Source organism: Streptomyces sp. HB132 (assembly GCF_016909575.1).
Lineage (GTDB): Bacteria > Actinomycetota > Actinomycetes > Streptomycetales > Streptomycetaceae > Streptomyces.
The window spans coordinates 36,026-53,536 of the sequence record NZ_JAFBGA010000009.1; the positions used below are offsets into that span (position 1 = coordinate 36,026).

Sequence of the window (17,511 nt, forward strand, 5' to 3'; positions counted from 1 at the left end):
AGGTTCTACGTAGTTAGGCTTGCCTAAGCTAGCACTCTACGCCTGGAGCGTGAGAAGCAGGCGCTGCAGGGCGTTCCCCAGACCCCACCGCGCCGCGAGTGCCTCCAGGGCCGCCGGGTCGCGCGGTTCCCGGGGGAGTGCGGGATCGAATGCGGGCAGGGGGACGTCGCCCGCGACACGGACGACCTTCGGGGCGACCGCCACGTAGTCCCGGGCCTCGTCGAGCCGCTTGCGCTGCGAGGGGGTGAGCCGTGCCGCGGGATCGTCCACCGCGGCCATGATGCCGGCCAGGTCGCCGAAGGCGTCCAGCAGTTTCGCCGCCGTCTTCTCGCCGATACCGGGTACGCCCGGCAGCCCGTCGCTCGGATCGCCGCGGAGCAGGGCCAGGTCGACGTACCCGGCGCCGTCCACGCCGTACTTCCCGCGCAGCCAGGCCTCGTCCGTGACCTGGAGCGTCCCCACGCCCTTCAGCGGGTAGAGCACCCGCACCTGTCGGGCGTCGTCGACCAGCTGGTAGAGGTCGCGGTCACCGGTCACGATGTCCACGGGACCGGTGGCGCGGCCGGCCAGTGTGCCGATCACGTCGTCGGCCTCGTACGCGCTGACGCCCACCCGGGCGATGCCCAGCGCGTCCAGCACGGCCTCGATGACCGGGACCTGCGGGGAGAGGGTGTCGGGGACCTCCTCCTCGTCGGGAAGGCCCGCGGTGGTCTCGGCGGCCACCCGGTGGGCCTTGTAGGTCGGGATCAGGTCGACCCGCCACTGCGGGCGCCAGTCGGCGTCCATGCAGGCCACCAGGTCGTCCGGCCGGTGGTCCTGCACGAGACGGGCGATGAAGTCGAGCAGGCCGCGCACGGCGTTCACCGGGGTTCCGTCCGGTGCGCGCACCGAGTCCGGGACGCCGAAATACGCGCGGAAGTAGAGGGAGGCGGTGTCGAGGAGCATCAGGCGTCGCGTCACACCACCGATCATGCCGCACCCCACCGACACGGCGGGCCGGGTGGGCGTGCGGTTCCCGCGATCCCCGACCTCCGAAGTGAACTGGGTCACACAAGTGTTTGGTTCGCGTAAGCGCGGGCAGGCGCGGCATCGGAGCGGACCACGTCCATTTTTCAACAAGTGCCCGTGCTCTGCGGACCGACCCGCACCGCTCCACGGTCTGCCGGAGGGGGTGGCAGACCGATTCGGTTCAACGCGTGAGGTGTATGTGTCAAGGCTGCAAGCGGAGCACCTGTACAAGGTGTTCGGCAGACGACCAGATCAAGCCGTGCAGAAGCTCGAAGGCGGTACCCACCGCGACGAGCTGCGCGCCGACGGAACGACCGCAGCGGTGATCGACGCCTCCTTCACCGTGGAGCCGGGCCAGATCTTCGTCGTCATGGGGCTTTCCGGCTCAGGGAAGTCCACATTGCTGCGGATGCTCAACGGTCTGCTGGAGCCCACCGCCGGCCGGGTGCTGTTCGACGGTCAGGACCTGACCGCGCTCAGCCCCCGTGACCTGCGCTCGGTCCGCTCCACCAAGATCAGCATGGTCTTCCAGCACTTCGCGCTCTTCCCTCACCGGAGCGTGCTGGAGAACGCCGCGTACGGCCTGGAGGTCCAGGGCGTCCCGCGGGCCGCACGGGAGGCACGTGCCGCCCAGGCACTTGAGCTGACCGGTCTCGCCGGCTGGGAGAAGTCCTGGCCCGACGAGCTGTCCGGAGGCATGCAGCAGCGTGTGGGCCTGGCCCGCGCGCTCGCCACCGACGCCGATCTCCTGCTGATGGACGAGTCCTTCAGCGCGCTCGACCCGCTGATCCGCCGCGACATGCAGGACCAGCTGCTCGAACTGCAGAAGCGTCTGAAGAAGACGATCGTCTTCATCACCCACGACCTCAACGAGGCCATGCGCCTCGGTGACCGCATCGCAGTGATGCGGGACGGCGAGATCGTCCAGCAGGGCACCGCCGAGGACATCCTCGTCCGGCCCTCCAACGACTACGTCGCGTCCTTCATCCAGGACGTCGACCGCTCCCGGGTGCTGACGGCGGGTTCGATCATGGAGGCGCCCGAGGCGGGCCGCTCCCACAAGGAGCTGCTGGCCGAGGCACCCGCGACGGTGAAGTCGGAGACTCCCATAGCCGAGCTCTTCGTCCCCTTCTCCACCAGCGGGGCGGCCGTCGCCGTCACCGGTGAGGAGGGCGACGTCATAGGCGTCGTCCCGCGCGAGAGGCTGCTCGCCGCGCTCGGCGAGGAACCCCAGGTGGAGCCCCGGGCCGACACTCAGGTGCCGGCTCCCCGGGACGAGGCCAAGAAGGTGATCGCCGGTGCCTAGGCTCTCCTTCGGCAGCTGGGTCGAGGACGCGGTCGACTGGCTCCAGTCGAACCTCACCTGGATCTTCGATTTCATCAAGACCGTCCTCGGCGGCATGTACGACGGCGTCAACGCCGTGCTGGGCGGTGGTGAGCCCCTGCTGATGGCCGGGATCTTCGCCGTCATCGCGTTCTGGCTGCGCGGGGTGATCCCCGCCGTCGCCACCTTCGCGGGCTTCGCGCTCATCGACTCCCTCGCCCTCTGGGACGAGGCGATGGCGACCCTCTCGCTGGTCGTCGTGGCAGCCGTCATCACGATCGTGATCGCCGTGCCCATGGGTATCTGGGCGGCCCGTAACAGCAGGGTCAGCGCCGCGCTGCGACCGGTGCTCGACGTCATGCAGACGATGCCGGCCTTCGTCTACCTGATCCCCGGCGTCATGTTCTTCGGCGTCGGTGTCACCCCCGGCGTGATCGCCACCATCGTCTTCGCGATGCCGCCCGGCGTCCGGATGACCGAGCTCGGTATCCGTCAGGTCGACAGCGAACTGGTCGAGGCCGCCGAGGCCTTCGGCACCTCGCCCAAGCACACCCTCACCCGGGTGCAGCTGCCGCTCGCCCTGCCGACGATCATGGCCGGAATCAACCAGGTCATCATGCTGGCCCTGTCGATGGTCGTCATCGGCGGCATGGCCGGCGCCGGCGGCCTCGGCGAGAAGGTGTACGCCGCGATCACCCAGCTCCAGGTCGGCCTCGCCGCCGAGAGCGGGATCGCCGTCGTCATCCTCGCCATGTACCTGGACCGGATGACCGGCGCGCTCAACGAGCGGGTCTCCCCGCTCGGCCGCCGGGCGGCCGCCAAGGTCGCCGCCGGTGCGCGGCGGCTCAAGTTCGCCCACTACAAGCCGGGAACCGCCGTCGCGATGACCGGTGTGGTCGTGCTCGCGCTCATCGCGGGCGGACTCAACATCGCCGGCTCCACCGACTCCAAGGCCGACCAGGCCGGCAGCGCCGACGTCGGCAAGGGCCAGAAGATCAACCTGGGGTACATCCCCTGGGACGAGGGCATCGCCTCCACCTACCTGTGGAAGGAGATCCTGGAGCAGCGCGGCTACGAGACCGGGATCACCCAGCTCGACGCCGGTCCGCTCTACTCCGGCGTCGCCCGCGGCGACATCGACTTCCAGACGGACTCCTGGCTGCCCACCACGCACAAGGACTACTGGGACAAGTACAGCGACCAGCTGGACGACCTGGGCTCGTGGTACGGGCCGACGTCGCTGGAGCTGACGGTTCCTTCGTACGTCAAGGGCATCGACTCGCTCGAGGACCTCAAGGGCCAGGGCAAGAAGTTCAACGGCAAGATCATCGGCATCGAGTCCAGCGCCGGGATGATGGGCACGCTGAACAAGAAGGTGCTCAAGGAGTACGGCCTGGAGGGCGAGTACGAGGTGGTCTCCTCCAGCACCTCCTCGATGCTGGCCGAGCTGAACCGGTCGATCAAGAAGAAGGAGCCGGTCGTGGTGACCCTGTGGTCGCCGCACTGGGCCTACGGCAAGCACGACCTGAAGAAGCTCAAGGACCCCAAGGGTGCCTGGGGCAAGGGCGAAGAGGTCCACACCGTCGCCCACAAGGGCTTCGCGAAGAAGGCCCCCGCCGTCGCCAAGTGGCTCAAGGACTTCAAGCTCACCGAGAAGCAGCTCACGAGCCTCGAGAACGAGATCCAGAACGCCGGCCAGGGCAAGGAGCAGGACGGCGTCCGCAACTGGCTGAAGAAGAACTCCGGTGTCGTCGACAAGCTGGCCCCGGTGCCGGGCGGCGCGGGCGGCTCCCAGCAGGGCAAGGACGCCGGGAAGACCGTCAACATGGGGTACTTCCCGTGGGACGAGGCCATCGCCAGCACCTACCTCTGGCAGAACATGCTGGAGGACCGCGGCTACAGCACCACGGTCAAGCAGCTCGACCCGGGCCCCCTCTACACGGGTCTCGCCCAGGGCCAGCTGGACGTCCAGTTCGACTCCTGGCTGCCCACCACGCACAAGGACTACTGGAACCGGTACAAGGACAACCTCACCGATCTCGGCTCGTGGTACGGGCCGACGTCGCTGGAGCTGACGGTTCCTTCGTACGTCAAGGGCATCGACTCGCTCGAGGACCTCAAGGGCCAGGGCAAGAAGTTCGACGGCAAGATCATCGGCATCGAGTCCAGCGCCGGGATGATGGGCACGCTGAACAAGAAGGTGCTCAAGGAGTACGGCCTGGAGGGCGAGTACGAGGTGGTCTCCTCCAGCACCTCCTCGATGCTGGCCGAGCTGAACCGGTCGATCAAGAAGAAGGAGCCGGTCGTGGTGACCCTGTGGTCGCCGCACTGGGCCTACGGTCAGCACGACCTGAAGAAGCTCAAGGACCCGAAGGGTGCCTGGGGCGAGGGCGAGCAGATCCACACGGTCGCCAAGAAGGACTTCGCCAAGGACTTCCCGGAGCTGACCGGCTGGCTGAAGGACTTCAAGCTCAGCGAGGCGCAGCTGGCCTCGCTCGAGGTGGAGATCCAGAAGGGCGGCGCCGGCGAGGAGAAGGAGTCCGCCCGCCGCTGGATGGACGCCAACCCGGACGTGGTGGCGAAGCTGACGCCCGTCGGCAGCTGATCAGCTGATCCACGATCCCGTCACCACCGAAGGGGGCGGTCCCGGTAGCGAACCGGGGCCGTCCCCTTCAGGCTGGTCTGAGGAGTCCCCGAGGGTTTCCCGCCTGTCCGCTTCCGCTCCATCACGCAGACGACATGCGTATGGTGCTGGCAACCGGGAGGATGGCGATCCGGGGAGGGAGCCGGACATGGACGAGAAGGAAGCCCTTCGAGTGGGGGCCGCGGTTCGCCGACGCCGCAGGACCCTCGGACTCACCCTGGCCGCGGTGGCCGGACGCAGCGGCCTGTCCGTACCGTTCCTCAGCCAGATCGAGAACGAACGGGCCAGACCCAGCCCCCGGTCCCTGGACCGGGTGGCCGAGGCACTGGAGACCACGACCGAGCGCCTGCGCGCCGCGGCGGACTCGGCACGCGCCGTGGACGTCGTACGGGCGGACGGCGAGGACGGTGTGCGCAGGCTGGTGCGCGGGCGGCACCAGCTCAGCGCGCTCGAGTTCATCGGCGAGACGGACCTCGGACGCGAGTTCCAGCACCGGAACGACGAGGTGATGTACGTCGTGGAGGGTGCCGTGGAGGTCGAGGCCGAAGGGCAGGCCCACCGGCTGGGGCGGGGCGACACCCTCTTCCTCTCCGGCGGGGTGAGGCACCGGTGGCGGGCGACCGTGCCGGGCACCCGTCTGCTGGTCGTCTCCGTCGCCGAGCACATCGACGCGACCTACGACTCGCGCCGCTGACGGCCCGGTGCGCGTCGTCTCCCTCGTCCCGTCACTCACCGAGGCGGTCGCCGTCACCGACCCCGGTCTGCTCGTCGGTGTCACCGACTGGTGCACCCGTCCCGCCGGACTCACCGCCGCCCGGATCGGTGGCACGAAGAACCCGGACACCGCCGCGGTCCTGTCCCTGCGACCGGATCTCGTCGTCGCGAACGAGGAGGAGAACCGCGAGGCGGACCTGGCCGTTCTGCGGGACGCCGGAACGGACGTCCTGGTCACCGAGATCCGCACCCTCGACCAGGCCTTCGCCGAACTGGAGCGCGTCCTCGCCGCGTGCGGGCAGGGCCCGCCGCCCTGGCTGGAGGAGTCCCGGTCGGCCTGGGCGGGGCTGCCGCCCGTCCCCGCCGGGCGCCCCGCGGTCGTCCCGGTCTGGCGCAGGCCCTGGATGGTGCTGGGCCGCGACACCTTCGCCGGTGACCTGCTGGCCCGCCTGGGGATACGGAACGTGTACGCCGGGCACCGCGACCGCTACCCCCGCGTCCCCCTGGCCGAGCTGAACGCGTCCGGAGCCGAGCTGGTCGTGCTTCCGGACGAGCCGTACCGCTTCACCGCCGACGACGGCCCCGAGGCCTTCCCCGGACTGCCCGCCGTGTTCGTCGACGGGCGTCACCTCACGTGGTACGGACCGTCACTGGCCGAAGCGGCCGGGGCGCTGCGAGCAGCACTCCGCTGATCAGCCCGCCCAGTGTCCGTACCCCGGCGACCGCCCACGCGGTCACGAGCAGCGCGTAGAGCGCCACGGCCAGCCAGGTGAAGGCGTCCAGCCCCGTGTGCCGGGCCAGCCCCGCCGCGCCGGTCACACACGTACCGACGGGGAAGGTGAACCCCCACCACGTCATCGTGAACCGCATACCGCGCCGCACGGCACGCACCACCATCGCGGCGGACAGGGCCAGCCACAGCAGGGCGAACCCCATCACCGGCACCCCGTAGAGGACGGCGAAGGCGCCGAAGGCCGATGCGTACGGCGCCGCGATCGCGCCGGGCGCCACGTCGGCCAGCTGGTTGACGGCGGTCGTGGACTGGCCCAGCGGCCCGAGCACCAGGAACAGCGTCGGGGTCAGTGCGAGCGGCAGAGGGCCTCCGTGGACCAGTCGCGCGAAGATCAGCGGCACGATCACCAGGGTCGCCAGCAGGGACAGCCCGAACAACGCGTAGCAGGCGAGCAGGAGCGCCTCCCGTCCCTGGCCGGGAGGCAGCTCGGGCACCAGCAGCGGTCCGACCGCGGCCGAGACCATCGGGGCCACCAGCGGCAGCAGCCAGACCGGCGACGCGGTGCCCGGGGCGGGCCGGTGCCGTACGACCATGAGGTACGGGATCGCCACGGCCGCCACGAGGCCGGTGACCGTGCCGGCCGTGAACAGCAGCGTGTCCACGGCCACGGCGGCCGGATGCCCTATGGCGTCCCGGCCGACCACCATGGTGCCCGCGCCGACGGCGAGCAGCGCCATGGACAGGCAGCCGTGGAAGGGGGCGACAGCAGGATCCATGAGGTGCGTACGGGCCTGGTCCCGGTGCAGGACCCAGTGTCCCGCGCGGGCCGTGAGCACGGCGGCCAGCAGTGCGGCGGACAGGGCCCAGACCACGACGCAGGCGGCCCGCAGGCCCGGCACGTCCACGGGCAGTGCGGCACCCGCGGTCGCGACGACGGCGGTGCCCATCACCGTCGCGTACCAGTTGGGGCCGAAGTGCCGCAGCGACGGGAGGCGGAGGGTGCCGGTGGGCGGGGCGGGGACCGCGGTACCGGCCCGGCCGGTCCTGCTCCACACTGTCTTGGTCCGGGGAAAGATGGCCATGCCACGATTCTCGGGGGGCGGATGGCCGTCCACCAGGGAGCGCGGAGCTATGAGGTCATAGGCTGGGCTTATGTCCAGCACGGTGCCCCCGCCCGCCACTCTGTCCCACCGCGTTCCCGACCTGGGAGCCATGGTGCTGCTGCTCGCCGTCGCCCGGCACGGGAGCCTCGGCAGGGCGGCGCGGGAGGTCGGCATCAGCCAGCCCGCGGCCTCCGGCCGCATCCGGTCGATGGAGCGGCAGTTGGGCGTCGCGCTCGTGGACCGCTCGCCGCGCGGCTCCCGGCTGACCGACGCGGGCGCCCTCGTCACCGACTGGGCGCGCAGGGTCGTCGATGCGGCCGAGGCGTTCGACGCGGGAGCCCAGGCGTTGCGGGACCGGCGCGACTCCCGGCTGCGGGTCGCCGCGAGCATGACCATCGCGGAGTACCTGCTGCCGGGCTGGCTGATCGCCCTGCGGGCCGACCGGCCGGGAACCGCCGTGTCCCTGCTCGCGGGCAACTCGGCGGCGGTCGCCCTGCGGCTGCTGGCCGGGGAGGCGGATCTGGGGTTCGTCGAGGGCCTCTTCGTACCGGAGGGCCTCGACGGCACCGTCATCGCGCACGACCGGCTCGTCGTCGTGGTCGCACCCTCCCACCCGTGGGCGCGCCGGAGGCGGCTGACCCCGGGTGAACTCGCCGCTACGCCCCTGATCCTGCGGGAACACGGCTCAGGCACCCGCCAGGTGCTGGACGCCGCGCTCGCCGTGCACGGCGGGCTGGCCCGCCCCCTGCTCGAACTCTCCTCGACCACTGCGGTGAAGGGCGCCGCGGAGAGCGGCGCCGGACCCTGTGTGCTGAGCGAGCTGGCGCTCGGCGAGGAGCTCTCCGCGCGGCGCCTGGTCAAGGTCCCGGTGGCGGGCGTCCGGCTGCGCCGCCAGCTGCGCGCGGTCTGGCCCGCCGGCCACCGGCCCACGGGGCCGGCCCGTGACCTGCTCTCCCTCACCGCCCAGCAGCCGCAAGCGTCCTGAGGCCGGGCGGTGGGCCGGGCCCGCGCACCCCGGCCCACCGCCACAGGGCAGTCCTCAGGCCGAGGGCACGGCCGCCCGGGCCCGGGCCGCCGCCACCAGGGCCCGCATGATGCGGAGGTCGTCGCCCATCTCCGGGTGCCACTGGACCCCGAGCACCCACGGGGGGCCCGGCAGTTCGACGGCCTCCACGGTGCCGTCCGCCGCGTACGCGGAGGCCACCAGGCCCGGCGCCAGCCGGTCCACGGCCTGGTGGTGGTAGGTGGGTACGGACGCCTCCTCGGGCACGAGCGAGGCGTACAGCGTCTCCGGCACCGGCGTCACCGTGTGCTCGCCGAGCACCCCGGCCTTCCCGAACGGTCCGGCGTGGCCGTCCAGATGCTGGGTCAGCGTGCCGCCCAGCGCCACGTTGAGCAGCTGCATACCGCGGCAGATCCCGAGCACCGGGGTGCCCGCGGCCCTCGCCGCGCGCAGCAGGGCCACCTCCCAGGTGTCGCGCTCGTGCGCCGGCGGGCCCGTCCGGAAGTCGCGCTCCGCTCCGTACAGCCCGGGGTCGACGTCGGCGCCGCCCGCGATCACCAGGCCGTCCACCCGCGCCACGACGGCCGCCGCCTTCGCCGGGTCGTCGGGAGGCAGCAGCGAGGCCAGTCCGCCGGACCGCTGGACCAGCCGGGGGTAGGCGGAGGGGAGGACCGCCGCGGGGAGTTCCCAGACGCCCCAGCGAGCCGCCGGCTCCAGATAGGTCGTGACGCCGATGAGCGGTTCGTGCATGGTGCGGTCCTTCCGGCGGCCGGTCTGCGGGCCGGCCCGGTGCAATGGTGTTGCGTCATACCTTTGTTCGTGCGGGCCCGCCGCGCAAGAGGAGTGATCCGGAAAGGCCGGATCAAGCCAGGAAGCCCCGGAGCAGCGCGCCGGTCCCCGCGCAGTGCTCGCGCACCACCGCCCGCGCCCGCTCCTCGTCGCCGTCGAACACCGCTTCGACGAGGGCCGTGTGCTGAAGCTGCGAATGTTCCAGGTTCCGCACCAGCAGGGGGATGCAGTCCAGGAGGTCGTTCACGTCCGCCCGCACGGCCGCGTACCGGGCCGCGAGGGAAGGGGAGCCGGAGAGCTCGGCGAGCGTCAGATGGAAAAGGGTGTCGATCCTGCGGTAGTCGGGCAGAGGTGCCTCGTGTGTCGCCGCCAGAGCCGTCCGCAGCCGCTCCGCGTCCTCGTCGCCGAGGCCGCGCGACGCGCAGAGTCCGGCGGCCCCCGACTCCAGGACCTCGCGGAACAGCAGGATGTCCTCGATGTCGACGTCCGCCATCCGGCGGCGCAGCTCGTCACCGTCGGCCGGACCGGTGCGGGGGAGCACGAACGTGCCGCCGTACCGGCCGCGCCTCGCCTCGATCAGGTCCTGGTCCTGGAGGACCTTCAGCACCTCGCGCAGGGTGACGCGGCTGATCCCCAGGAGCGCGGCCAGTTCGCGCTCGGCCGGCAGCCGGCCTCCGCCGGGCACCAGGCCGAGCCGGACCACCTGGAGGATCTGCTCCAGCGCCTCCTCGAAGCCGTTGCCCGCGCGGACCGGCCGCAGCGCGGGCACGAGCCGGTCGAAGGCCCCGGGTTCCCCGGTCTCTTCCGCCACGTCCCGATTCCCTTCCCCCCAATGGTTTTCTCCCATACCTTAGACCGCCTGACCGAACGAGGAGTATCCCGTGGCAGACCGAACACCCCCACTGGGGACCGACGAGCTGCGCGCGCTCGTGGAGAGCGGTGAGATCGACACCGTGGTCCTGGCCTTCCCCGACATGCAGGGCAGACTGCAGGGCAAGCGGTTCGCGGCGTCCTTCTTCCTCGACGAGGTGCTGGAACACGGAACGGAGGGCTGCAACTACCTGCTCGCCGTCGACACCGACATGAACACCGTCGACGGGTTCGCCATGTCCTCCTGGTCCAACGGCTACGGCGACTTCGCGATGCGCCCCGACCTCACGACCCTGCGCCGCATCCCCTGGCACGAGGGCACGGCGCTGGTCATGGCCGATCTCGCCTGGGACGACGGCGCACCGGTCGCCGCCGCGCCCCGCCAGATCCTCCGGCGGCAGCTGGAGCGGCTCGCCGCACACGGGCTGACCGCGCACGTCGGCACGGAGCTCGAGTTCATCGTCTTCAAGGACACCTACGAGCAGGCCTGGGACCGCAACTACAGGGGCCTCACCCCGGCGAACCAGTACAACATCGACTACTCGGTCCTCGGCACCGGGCGCATCGAGCCCCTGCTGCGGCGCATCCGCAACGAGATGGCGGCCGCCGGGCTCACCGTCGAGTCGGCCAAGGGCGAGTGCAACCCGGGTCAGCACGAGATCGTATTCCGCTACGACGAGGCGCTCGTCACCTGCGACCAGCACGCCGTGTACAAGACCGGGTCCAAGGAGATCGCCGCCCAGGAAGGCGTCGCGCTCACCTTCATGGCCAAGTTCAACGAGCGCGAGGGCAACTCCTGCCACATACACCTCTCGCTCCAGGACGCCGACGGGCACAGCGTCATGGCGGGCGAGGACGGCACGATGTCCCCCGTGATGCGGCACTTCCTCGCGGGCCAGCTCGCCGCCCTGCGCGACTTCTCCCTGCTCTACGCGCCGAACATCAACTCCTACAAGAGGTTTCAGCCCGGCTCCTTCGCCCCGACCGCCGTCGCCTGGGGGCACGACAACCGCACCTGCGCCCTGCGCGTCGTCGGCCACGGCCGCTCGATGCGCTTCGAGAACCGGCTGCCCGGCGGGGACGTCAACCCCTACCTCGCTGTCGCCGGCCTCGTCGCCGCCGGACTGCACGGCATCGAGAACGAACTGGAACTCCCCGACGCCTGCGAGGGCAACGCCTACACCGCCGGATACGACAGGGTCCCGACCACCCTCCGCGAAGCCGCCGACCTCTGGGAGAACAGCGAAGTGGCCCGGAACGCCTTCGGCGACGACGTCGTCGCGCACTACCGCAACACGGCGCGCGTCGAACTGGAGGCCTTCGACGCCGCGGTGACCGACTGGGAGCTCCGCCGATCCTTCGAACGCCTGTGAGGAGCCCCGTGATCCACGAACACCGCGTGCTGAACCCGGCGACCGAAGAACTGGTCGCCACCGTCCCCGCCACCACCGCCGCCGAGGTCGACACCGCCGTCACCCGAGCCACGGCCGCGCAGCGCACCTGGGCCGCCCTGGCCCCCGCCGACCGCGCCCGGCTGCTGCGCCGCTTCGCCGTCCTCGTCGACGAACACGCCGAGCGGCTGGCCCTGCTGGAGGTCACCGAGGCGGGACACACCCTCGGCAACGCCCGCTGGGAGGCGGCCAACGTCCGGGACCTGCTGGACTACGCCGCCGGGGGAGTGGAGCGACTCACGGGGCGCCAGATCCCCGTACCGGGCGGGATCGACCTCACCTTCCTCGAACCGCTGGGCGTCGTCGGAGTGATCGCCCCGTGGAACTTCCCCATGCCGATCGCCGCCTGGGGCACCGCACCCGCCCTCGCCGCCGGGAACGCCGTCCTCCTCAAACCGGCCGAGACCACGCCGCTCACCGCCCAGTACCTGGCCCGGCTCGCTCTCGACGCAGGCCTCCCCCAGCACCTCTTCCAGGTGCTGCCCGGCGCTGGGGACGTGGCGGGCACCGCGGTCGTCGAACACCCGGGCGTGGCCAAGATCGTCTTCACCGGTTCGACCCGCGTCGGCAAGCAGATCATGGCCAGGTGCGCGGACCGGGTGAAGCGGCTCACCCTCGAACTCGGCGGCAAGAGCCCCAACATCGTCTTCGCCGACGCCGACGTGGAGGCCGCTGCGGCAGCCGCCCCCATGTCCTTCCTGGACAACGCCGGACAGGACTGCTGCGCCCGCACCCGCATCCTGGTCCAGCGCTCCGTGTACGAGCGCTTCCTCGAACTCCTCGTCCCCGCCGTCACCTCCGTCGTCGTGGGGGACCCGTCGGACGAGAAGACGCAGATGGGCCCGCTGATCTCCCGGGCGCAACTGGAGCGCGTCCGCGGATACGTCCCCGAGAGCGCGGACGGCATCCGGGGCGGTGCCCCCACGGGCCCCGGCTTCTGGTTCCCCCCGACCGTCCTCACCGGCATCGCTCCCGACGCACCCGTCGCCACCGAGGAGGTCTTCGGCCCCGTCGCCGTCGTCCTGCCCTTCGAGGACGAGGCCGACGCCGTCCGGCTGGCCGACGCCACCGACCACGGCCTGGCCGGCTCGATCTGGACGCGCGACGTGGGCCGCGCCCTGCGTGTCTCCCAGGCGGTGCGGGCCGGGAACCTCTCCGTCAACTCCCACTCCGCCGTCCGCTACTGGACCCCTTTCGGTGGGTACAAACAGTCCGGGTTCGGCCGTGAACTGGGGCCCGACGCCCTCGCGGCCTTCACCGAAACCAAGAACGTCTTCATCGGCACGGAGGCCTGAGCGCACATGACCGACTCCGAGAACATCTGCCGCCGCCTGACCGGCCGTACCGCCGTCGTCACCGGCGCCGGCAGCGGCATCGGCCTCGCCGCCGCACGCCGGCTGGCATCGGAAGGAGCCCACGTCGTCTGCGGCGACATCGACGAGACCGCCGGCAGGGCCGCCGCCGAGGAGGTGCGAGGGACCTTCGTCCCCGTCGACGTCACCGACCCCGACCAGGTCGAAGCCCTCTTCGCGGCGGCGGACGACACCTACGGCTCCGTCGACATCGCCTTCAACAACGCCGGTATCTCACCGCCCGACGACGACTCCATCCTCACGACCGGGCTGGAGGCGTGGAAGCGCGTCCAGGACGTCAACCTCACCTCCGTCTACCTCTGCTGCAAGGCAGCCCTCCCCTACATGCGGCGCCAGGGCCGCGGCTCGATCATCAACACCGCGTCCTTCGTGGCGCGGATGGGCGCCGCGACCTCCCAGATCTCGTACACCGCGTCCAAGGGCGGGGTCCTCGCCCTGTCCCGCGAACTCGGGGTGCAGTTCGCCCGCGAGGGGATCCGGGTCAACGCCCTGTGCCCCGGGCCGGTCAACACCCCGCTGCTCCGGGAGCTGTTCGCCACGGACCCGGAGCGTGCCGCCCGCAGGCTGGTGCACATCCCACTCGGCCGGTTCGCCGAGGCGACGGAGATCGCGGCGGCGGTCGCCTTCCTGGCGAGCGACGACTCCTCGTTCGTCAACGCCACCGACTTCCTCGTCGACGGAGGGATCTCGGGTGCGTACGTGACCCCGCTCGACTGACGCCCGCCGGTGCCCTAGAGGAAGGTGAGGCCCTCGCCGCGGTACGTCGGCACGGTGGCGGTGATCCGCTCACCCTCGATCAGCCGCAGTTCGTCGAAGCGTTCGCAGAGCTCACCGGCCTTGGCGTGCCGGAACCACACCTTGTCGCCGATCAGCAGGTCGTCCGCGGGGGCCCCGAGCAGCGGCGTCTGGACCTCGCCGGGGCCCTCCTGCGGGTCGTAGCGCAGCCCTTCGGGCAGATACGGCACCGGCAGCCGGTCCGCGCCCGCCGCCCCGGAGGCCGGGTAGCCCCCGCCGAGCACCGTCACCACACCCACACCCGGCCGCCGCACCACGGGCTGGGCGAAGAGCGCCGCCGGACGCCCCGTGAAGGAGGTGTAGTTGTCGAACAGCCTCGGTACGTAGAGCCCGGACCCCGCGGCGATCTCCGTCACCGCGGACTCGGCTGCGGTGTGCTGCACACTGCCGGTGCCGCCCCCGTTCACGAACTCCAGGCCGGGTGCCACCGCGCGGACCGCCCGCACCACCTCGGCGCGCCGGACCGCCAGTTCCCTGCGGGCCGCCGCCTGCATCAGCCGGACCGCGCGGGACCTGAACGGCTGCCCGGCCACGGAGTCGCCCACACCGGCGACGTGCCCCTCGTACGCCATCAGCCCCACCAGCCGGAAGCCCGGCCTGCGCTCCACCGAGCGGGCCAGCTCGGCGAGTTGGGCGGCGGAGCGGAGCGGGGAGCGCAGGGCGCCGATCCTGACCCGGCCGCCCAGCAACCGGAGTGAGGTGTCCAGCTCCAGGCAGACCCGGATCTCCTCGGTGCCGCCGCCTCGCGCCGCGTCGATCAGCTCCAGTTGCGCGGGATCGTCCACCATCACCGTCACGGCCGCCGCGAGCTCGGGATCGGCGGCCAGTTCGGCGTACGAGGACCGGTCGGCCGACGGATAGGCGACCAGGACGTCGTCGAATCCGGCGCGGGCCAGCCAGAGCGACTCCGCCAGCGTGTACGACATGATCCCGGCGAAACCGGGGCGCGCCAGCACCCGTTCGAGCAACGCGCGGCAGCGCACCGACTTGCTGGCCACCCGGACCGGCTTCCCGCCCGCCCGGCGCACCAGGTCGTCGGCGTTGGCGTCGAAGGCCTCCAGGTCGACGACGGCGACGGGCGCGTCGAGATGGGCGGTGGCCGTGTCGTAACGGCTCCGGTCAGTGGCGCGGACAGTCATGGCCGCAGCTTGCCAGACAGCCGGACGACGGGGGTAGGGGACGTTCGGTGCAGATCATCCCGCACCCCCTGTCCCGTTCCCACGGGCCGCCCTCCACCCCGTAGAGTGACCGGTACACGATCGACCAGCGGGCTCGTGCGGTACGGCGGTCCGTCGGCGGTGCGGGGACGTGGACCAGGGGGACGGATGAGTACCGAGGCGCAGCGCGCTCCAGTGCCGCCCCGCCCGACCACCCCACCGGCCGTCCCCGCCCCACCCGTACCGCGTGCCGATCCCGCGCCCCCGGCCCCTCGCTCCGCACCCGCGCCGCCCGGCCCGGGTGCCGAGCCCGCGCCGCCCGTGGAGACGACCACCCGGCTCCGCCCCGTACCCCCCGCGCCCCCGGCCCGGCCCGGTCCGCCGCCACCGCCCGCCGCGACCAGGCGCAGGCCCGTCGGCGCCGTCGACCTCACCCCGCGCCCCGGTGCCACACCGGCCCCGCCCGGCGCCTACTACGCGTACGCCGAGACGCCCGCCGAGACCACCACCCGGCTGCGACCCGTCAAGGCCCGGAGCCACGTGAGGACCGCGGCGGCCGCCGTCTGTGCCGTGCTCGGCCTCGGACTCATCGGGGGAGCGGTCACCGGCAGCTGGCTCACCGGCGACTCCGCCGCCGAGCCCCACGCCGACAGCGCGTACACGGTGAGCCGTTCCGTCTGGCACAGCGTGCCCGTCGACACCCTCTTCCCGCGCACCCTCAAGGGCGACGGCGCGGGCCCGGGAGCCACCGACCGGCGCTGGACCAGGGTCGCCGTCGCGAGCGACAGCGGCTGCGCGGCCGGTCTGGACCCCCTGCTGGTCGAGACGCTCCGCCCGGTCGGCTGCGAACGCCTGCTGCGCGCGACCTACACCGATGCCACCCGAAGCAGCGTCACCACCGTCGGCATGGTCGTCACCGAGGCCGGCGCCGAGGGGATGAGCGCCCTCAGCACCCGCTTCACCACCCAGCGCCTGGCCGCCCGCTCCGACCTGATGCCCCGCACCTACCCGGTCAAGGGCACCGTCGCCGCCGGCTTCGGCGAGCGACAGCGCGCCAGCTGGACGGTGCACGTCCTGACCGAGGTTCCCGTGGTCGTGTTCTCCGTCTCCGGCTTCGCCGACGGCCGCACCGTCGCCGAGCCGCAGCCCGCGGCCGAGGCCATGTCTGACGGCGCCACGACGGCCACCGCGCAGGCGGGACTCGGGCACGAGGCGAAAGGCGTCGCCGACCGGGTGGAGCGCACCCTGCGCAGGACCGTCACCGACCTCACGGAGACGCCGGAATGACCCGTCCCCGCCGGCTCCGGGCGCCCGTGGCCGTGGCCACGGCCACCGCCTTCGCGCTGCTGCCCGCCGTGCCCGCGCACGCGGACGCCATCCGGGACCAGCAGTGGGGCCTGGAGGCCCTGCACACCGACACCGCGTGGCAGACCACGAAGGGCAAGGGCATCACGGTCGCCGTCCTGGACACCGGGGTCGACGACGAACACCCCGACCTCGCCGGCCAGGTGCTCCCGGGCAAGGACCTCATCGGCTTCGGCGCCGGACGCGGCGACCGCTCCTGGGCCCTGCACGGCACGGCGATGGCCGGGATCATCGCCGGCCGCGGAAACGGGCCGGGCCGGGCGGACGGTGTGCTCGGTGTCGCCCCCGAGGCGAAGATCCTTCCCGTGCGGGTGATCCTCGAGTCCGGTGACCCGTCGCGCAGCAAGGCCCGCGAGTCCCGTGGGACCGCACTCGCCGACGGAATCCGCTGGGCGGCCGACCACGGTGCCGACGTCATCAACCTCTCCCTCGGCGACGACAGCGAGTCGGCCCACCCGGAACCCGGCGAGGACGCCGCCGTGCAGTACGCCCTCGGAAAGGGCGTCGCCGTCGTCGCCTCCGCGGGCAACAGCGGCGACAAGGGCGACCGGACCTCCTACCCGGCCGCCTACCCCGGCGTGATCGCCGCCGCCGCGGTCGACAAGTACGGCACCCACGCGGCGTTCTCGACGCGCCGCTGGTACGCCACCGTCAGTGCTCCCGGCGTCGACGTCGTGGTGGCCAACCCCGACCGGCACTACTACATCGAGTGGGGCACCTCCGCCGCGTCCGCGTTCGTCTCCGGGGCCGTCGCCCTCGTGCGCGCCGCGCACCCGGGACTCTCGCCCGCGCAGATCAAGACCCTGCTCGCGGACACCGCCCGCGACGCCCCCTCGGGCGGCCGCGACGACGCCAGGGGCTACGGACTGGTCGACCCCGCCGCCGCGATCGAGGCCGGGGCGAAGCTGCGTCCCGACGACCTGAGGGAGCGGTCCGCCGAGGCGGGCCACAGCGACGAGTACTTCGGCTCGGGCCCGGCCCCGAAGGGGGACGACGGGGACCCGGCCGGCTGGCTGGCCCCCTCGGCGGGCGGCCTCGGAGCCGTGCTGCTCGCGCTGGCCGTGGTGCTGTGGCGCGGCAGGAACAGCGGTGGCGGGAACACAGGCGGCAGGAACACCGCCGTACCCGGCTACAACAGCCCGTTCCCCACCGGCCCCCTCCGCTGACCGGCCGTCCGGCCCG

At 72.2% G+C, this 17,511-nt stretch carries 15 protein-coding genes; 10 read left to right on the forward strand and 5 right to left on the reverse strand.

The features are described 5' to 3' along the window. Positions 1–36: 36 nt before the first annotated feature. Complete coding sequence (locus JOC24_RS20590; RefSeq protein WP_205022045.1) at positions 37–945, reverse strand: 5'-3' exonuclease; 909 nt, start codon at positions 943–945, stop codon at positions 37–39. Positions 946–1,207: 262 nt separating this feature from the next. Between JOC24_RS20590 and JOC24_RS20595 the strand changes: the two genes are divergently transcribed. The 4 genes from JOC24_RS20595 to JOC24_RS20610 all read left to right on the forward strand — a co-directional run bounded on the left by JOC24_RS20595 (position 1,208) and on the right by JOC24_RS20610 (position 6,382). Further along, positions 1,208–2,314, forward strand: a complete 1,107-nt coding sequence (locus JOC24_RS20595; RefSeq protein WP_205021822.1) for a quaternary amine ABC transporter ATP-binding protein — start codon at positions 1,208–1,210, stop codon at positions 2,312–2,314. Beyond that, the gene (locus tag JOC24_RS20600) at positions 2,307–4,937 is read left to right on the forward strand and encodes an ABC transporter permease/substrate binding protein (RefSeq protein WP_205021823.1); all 2,631 of its coding nucleotides are present in this window, start codon (positions 2,307–2,309) and stop codon (positions 4,935–4,937) included. The genes JOC24_RS20595 and JOC24_RS20600 overlap by 8 nt, the downstream gene beginning before the upstream one ends. 187 nt (positions 4,938–5,124) lie before the next feature. Further along, positions 5,125–5,670, forward strand: coding sequence for a helix-turn-helix domain-containing protein (locus JOC24_RS20605; protein ID WP_205021824.1), 546 nt, complete (start codon positions 5,125–5,127; stop codon positions 5,668–5,670). Between the two features lie 7 nt (positions 5,671–5,677). Further along, positions 5,678–6,382 (forward strand): helical backbone metal receptor, encoded by a 705-nt coding sequence (locus tag JOC24_RS20610; protein WP_205021825.1) that lies wholly within the window; start codon positions 5,678–5,680, stop codon positions 6,380–6,382. Here the strand turns inward: JOC24_RS20610 and JOC24_RS20615 are convergent. Continuing rightward, on the reverse strand, positions 6,321–7,505 hold the full coding sequence (locus tag JOC24_RS20615; protein WP_205021826.1) for a TDT family transporter: 1,185 nt from the start codon (positions 7,503–7,505) through the stop codon (positions 6,321–6,323). The two genes, JOC24_RS20610 and JOC24_RS20615, sit on opposite strands and share 62 nt — an antisense overlap. Positions 7,506–7,575: 70 nt before the next feature. Here JOC24_RS20615 and JOC24_RS20620 point away from each other — a divergent pair, with 70 nt between their 5' ends. Further along, entirely contained in the window at positions 7,576–8,511 is a 936-nt protein-coding gene (locus JOC24_RS20620; RefSeq protein ID WP_205021827.1) for a LysR family transcriptional regulator, read from the forward strand. Between the two features lie 54 nt (positions 8,512–8,565). Here the strand turns inward: JOC24_RS20620 and JOC24_RS20625 are convergent, their stop codons facing one another. Further along, positions 8,566–9,279 carry a gamma-glutamyl-gamma-aminobutyrate hydrolase family protein gene (locus tag JOC24_RS20625; RefSeq protein WP_205021828.1) on the reverse strand — a complete coding sequence of 238 codons (714 nt, stop codon included), beginning with the start codon at positions 9,277–9,279 and terminating at the stop codon, positions 8,566–8,568. Between the two features lie 112 nt (positions 9,280–9,391). Continuing rightward, a complete protein-coding gene (locus tag JOC24_RS20630) occupies positions 9,392–10,165 on the reverse strand; it encodes a FadR/GntR family transcriptional regulator (protein ID WP_205021829.1) in 774 nt (257 codons plus the stop codon). Between the two features lie 34 nt (positions 10,166–10,199). On the opposite strand from JOC24_RS20630, the gene JOC24_RS20635 reads away from it, so the two are divergent. The 3 genes from JOC24_RS20635 to JOC24_RS20645 are packed head-to-tail and all read left to right on the forward strand — an operon-like array spanning position 10,200 to position 13,729. Continuing rightward, positions 10,200–11,561 carry a glutamine synthetase family protein gene (locus tag JOC24_RS20635; protein ID WP_205021830.1) on the forward strand — a complete coding sequence of 454 codons (1,362 nt, stop codon included), beginning with the start codon at positions 10,200–10,202 and terminating at the stop codon, positions 11,559–11,561. Between the two features lie 8 nt (positions 11,562–11,569). Continuing rightward, positions 11,570–12,934 (forward strand): aldehyde dehydrogenase family protein, encoded by a 1,365-nt coding sequence (locus JOC24_RS20640; protein ID WP_205021831.1) that lies wholly within the window; start codon positions 11,570–11,572, stop codon positions 12,932–12,934. Positions 12,935–12,940: 6 nt separating this feature from the next. Further along, positions 12,941–13,729: a 3-oxoacyl-ACP reductase gene (locus JOC24_RS20645; RefSeq protein ID WP_205021832.1), complete on the forward strand. Its 789-nt coding sequence runs from the start codon at positions 12,941–12,943 to the stop codon at positions 13,727–13,729. A gap of 14 nt (positions 13,730–13,743) precedes the next feature. Here JOC24_RS20645 and JOC24_RS20650 read toward each other — a convergent pair whose 3' ends face one another. Beyond that, positions 13,744–14,946 (reverse strand): amino acid deaminase/aldolase, encoded by a 1,203-nt coding sequence (locus tag JOC24_RS20650; RefSeq protein ID WP_205021833.1) that lies wholly within the window; start codon positions 14,944–14,946, stop codon positions 13,744–13,746. A 339-nt stretch (positions 14,947–15,285) separates the two neighbouring features. On the opposite strand from JOC24_RS20650, the gene JOC24_RS20655 reads away from it, so the two are divergent. Both JOC24_RS20655 and mycP read left to right on the forward strand, forming a co-directional pair. Next, the gene (locus JOC24_RS20655) at positions 15,286–16,251 is read left to right on the forward strand and encodes a hypothetical protein (protein ID WP_205021834.1); all 966 of its coding nucleotides are present in this window, start codon (positions 15,286–15,288) and stop codon (positions 16,249–16,251) included. Then, on the forward strand, positions 16,248–17,495 hold the full coding sequence (gene mycP, locus JOC24_RS20660) for a type VII secretion-associated serine protease mycosin (protein WP_205021835.1): 1,248 nt from the start codon (positions 16,248–16,250) through the stop codon (positions 17,493–17,495). Before JOC24_RS20655 ends, mycP begins: the two co-directional genes overlap by 4 nt. The last annotated feature ends 16 nt before the right edge of the window (positions 17,496–17,511 follow it).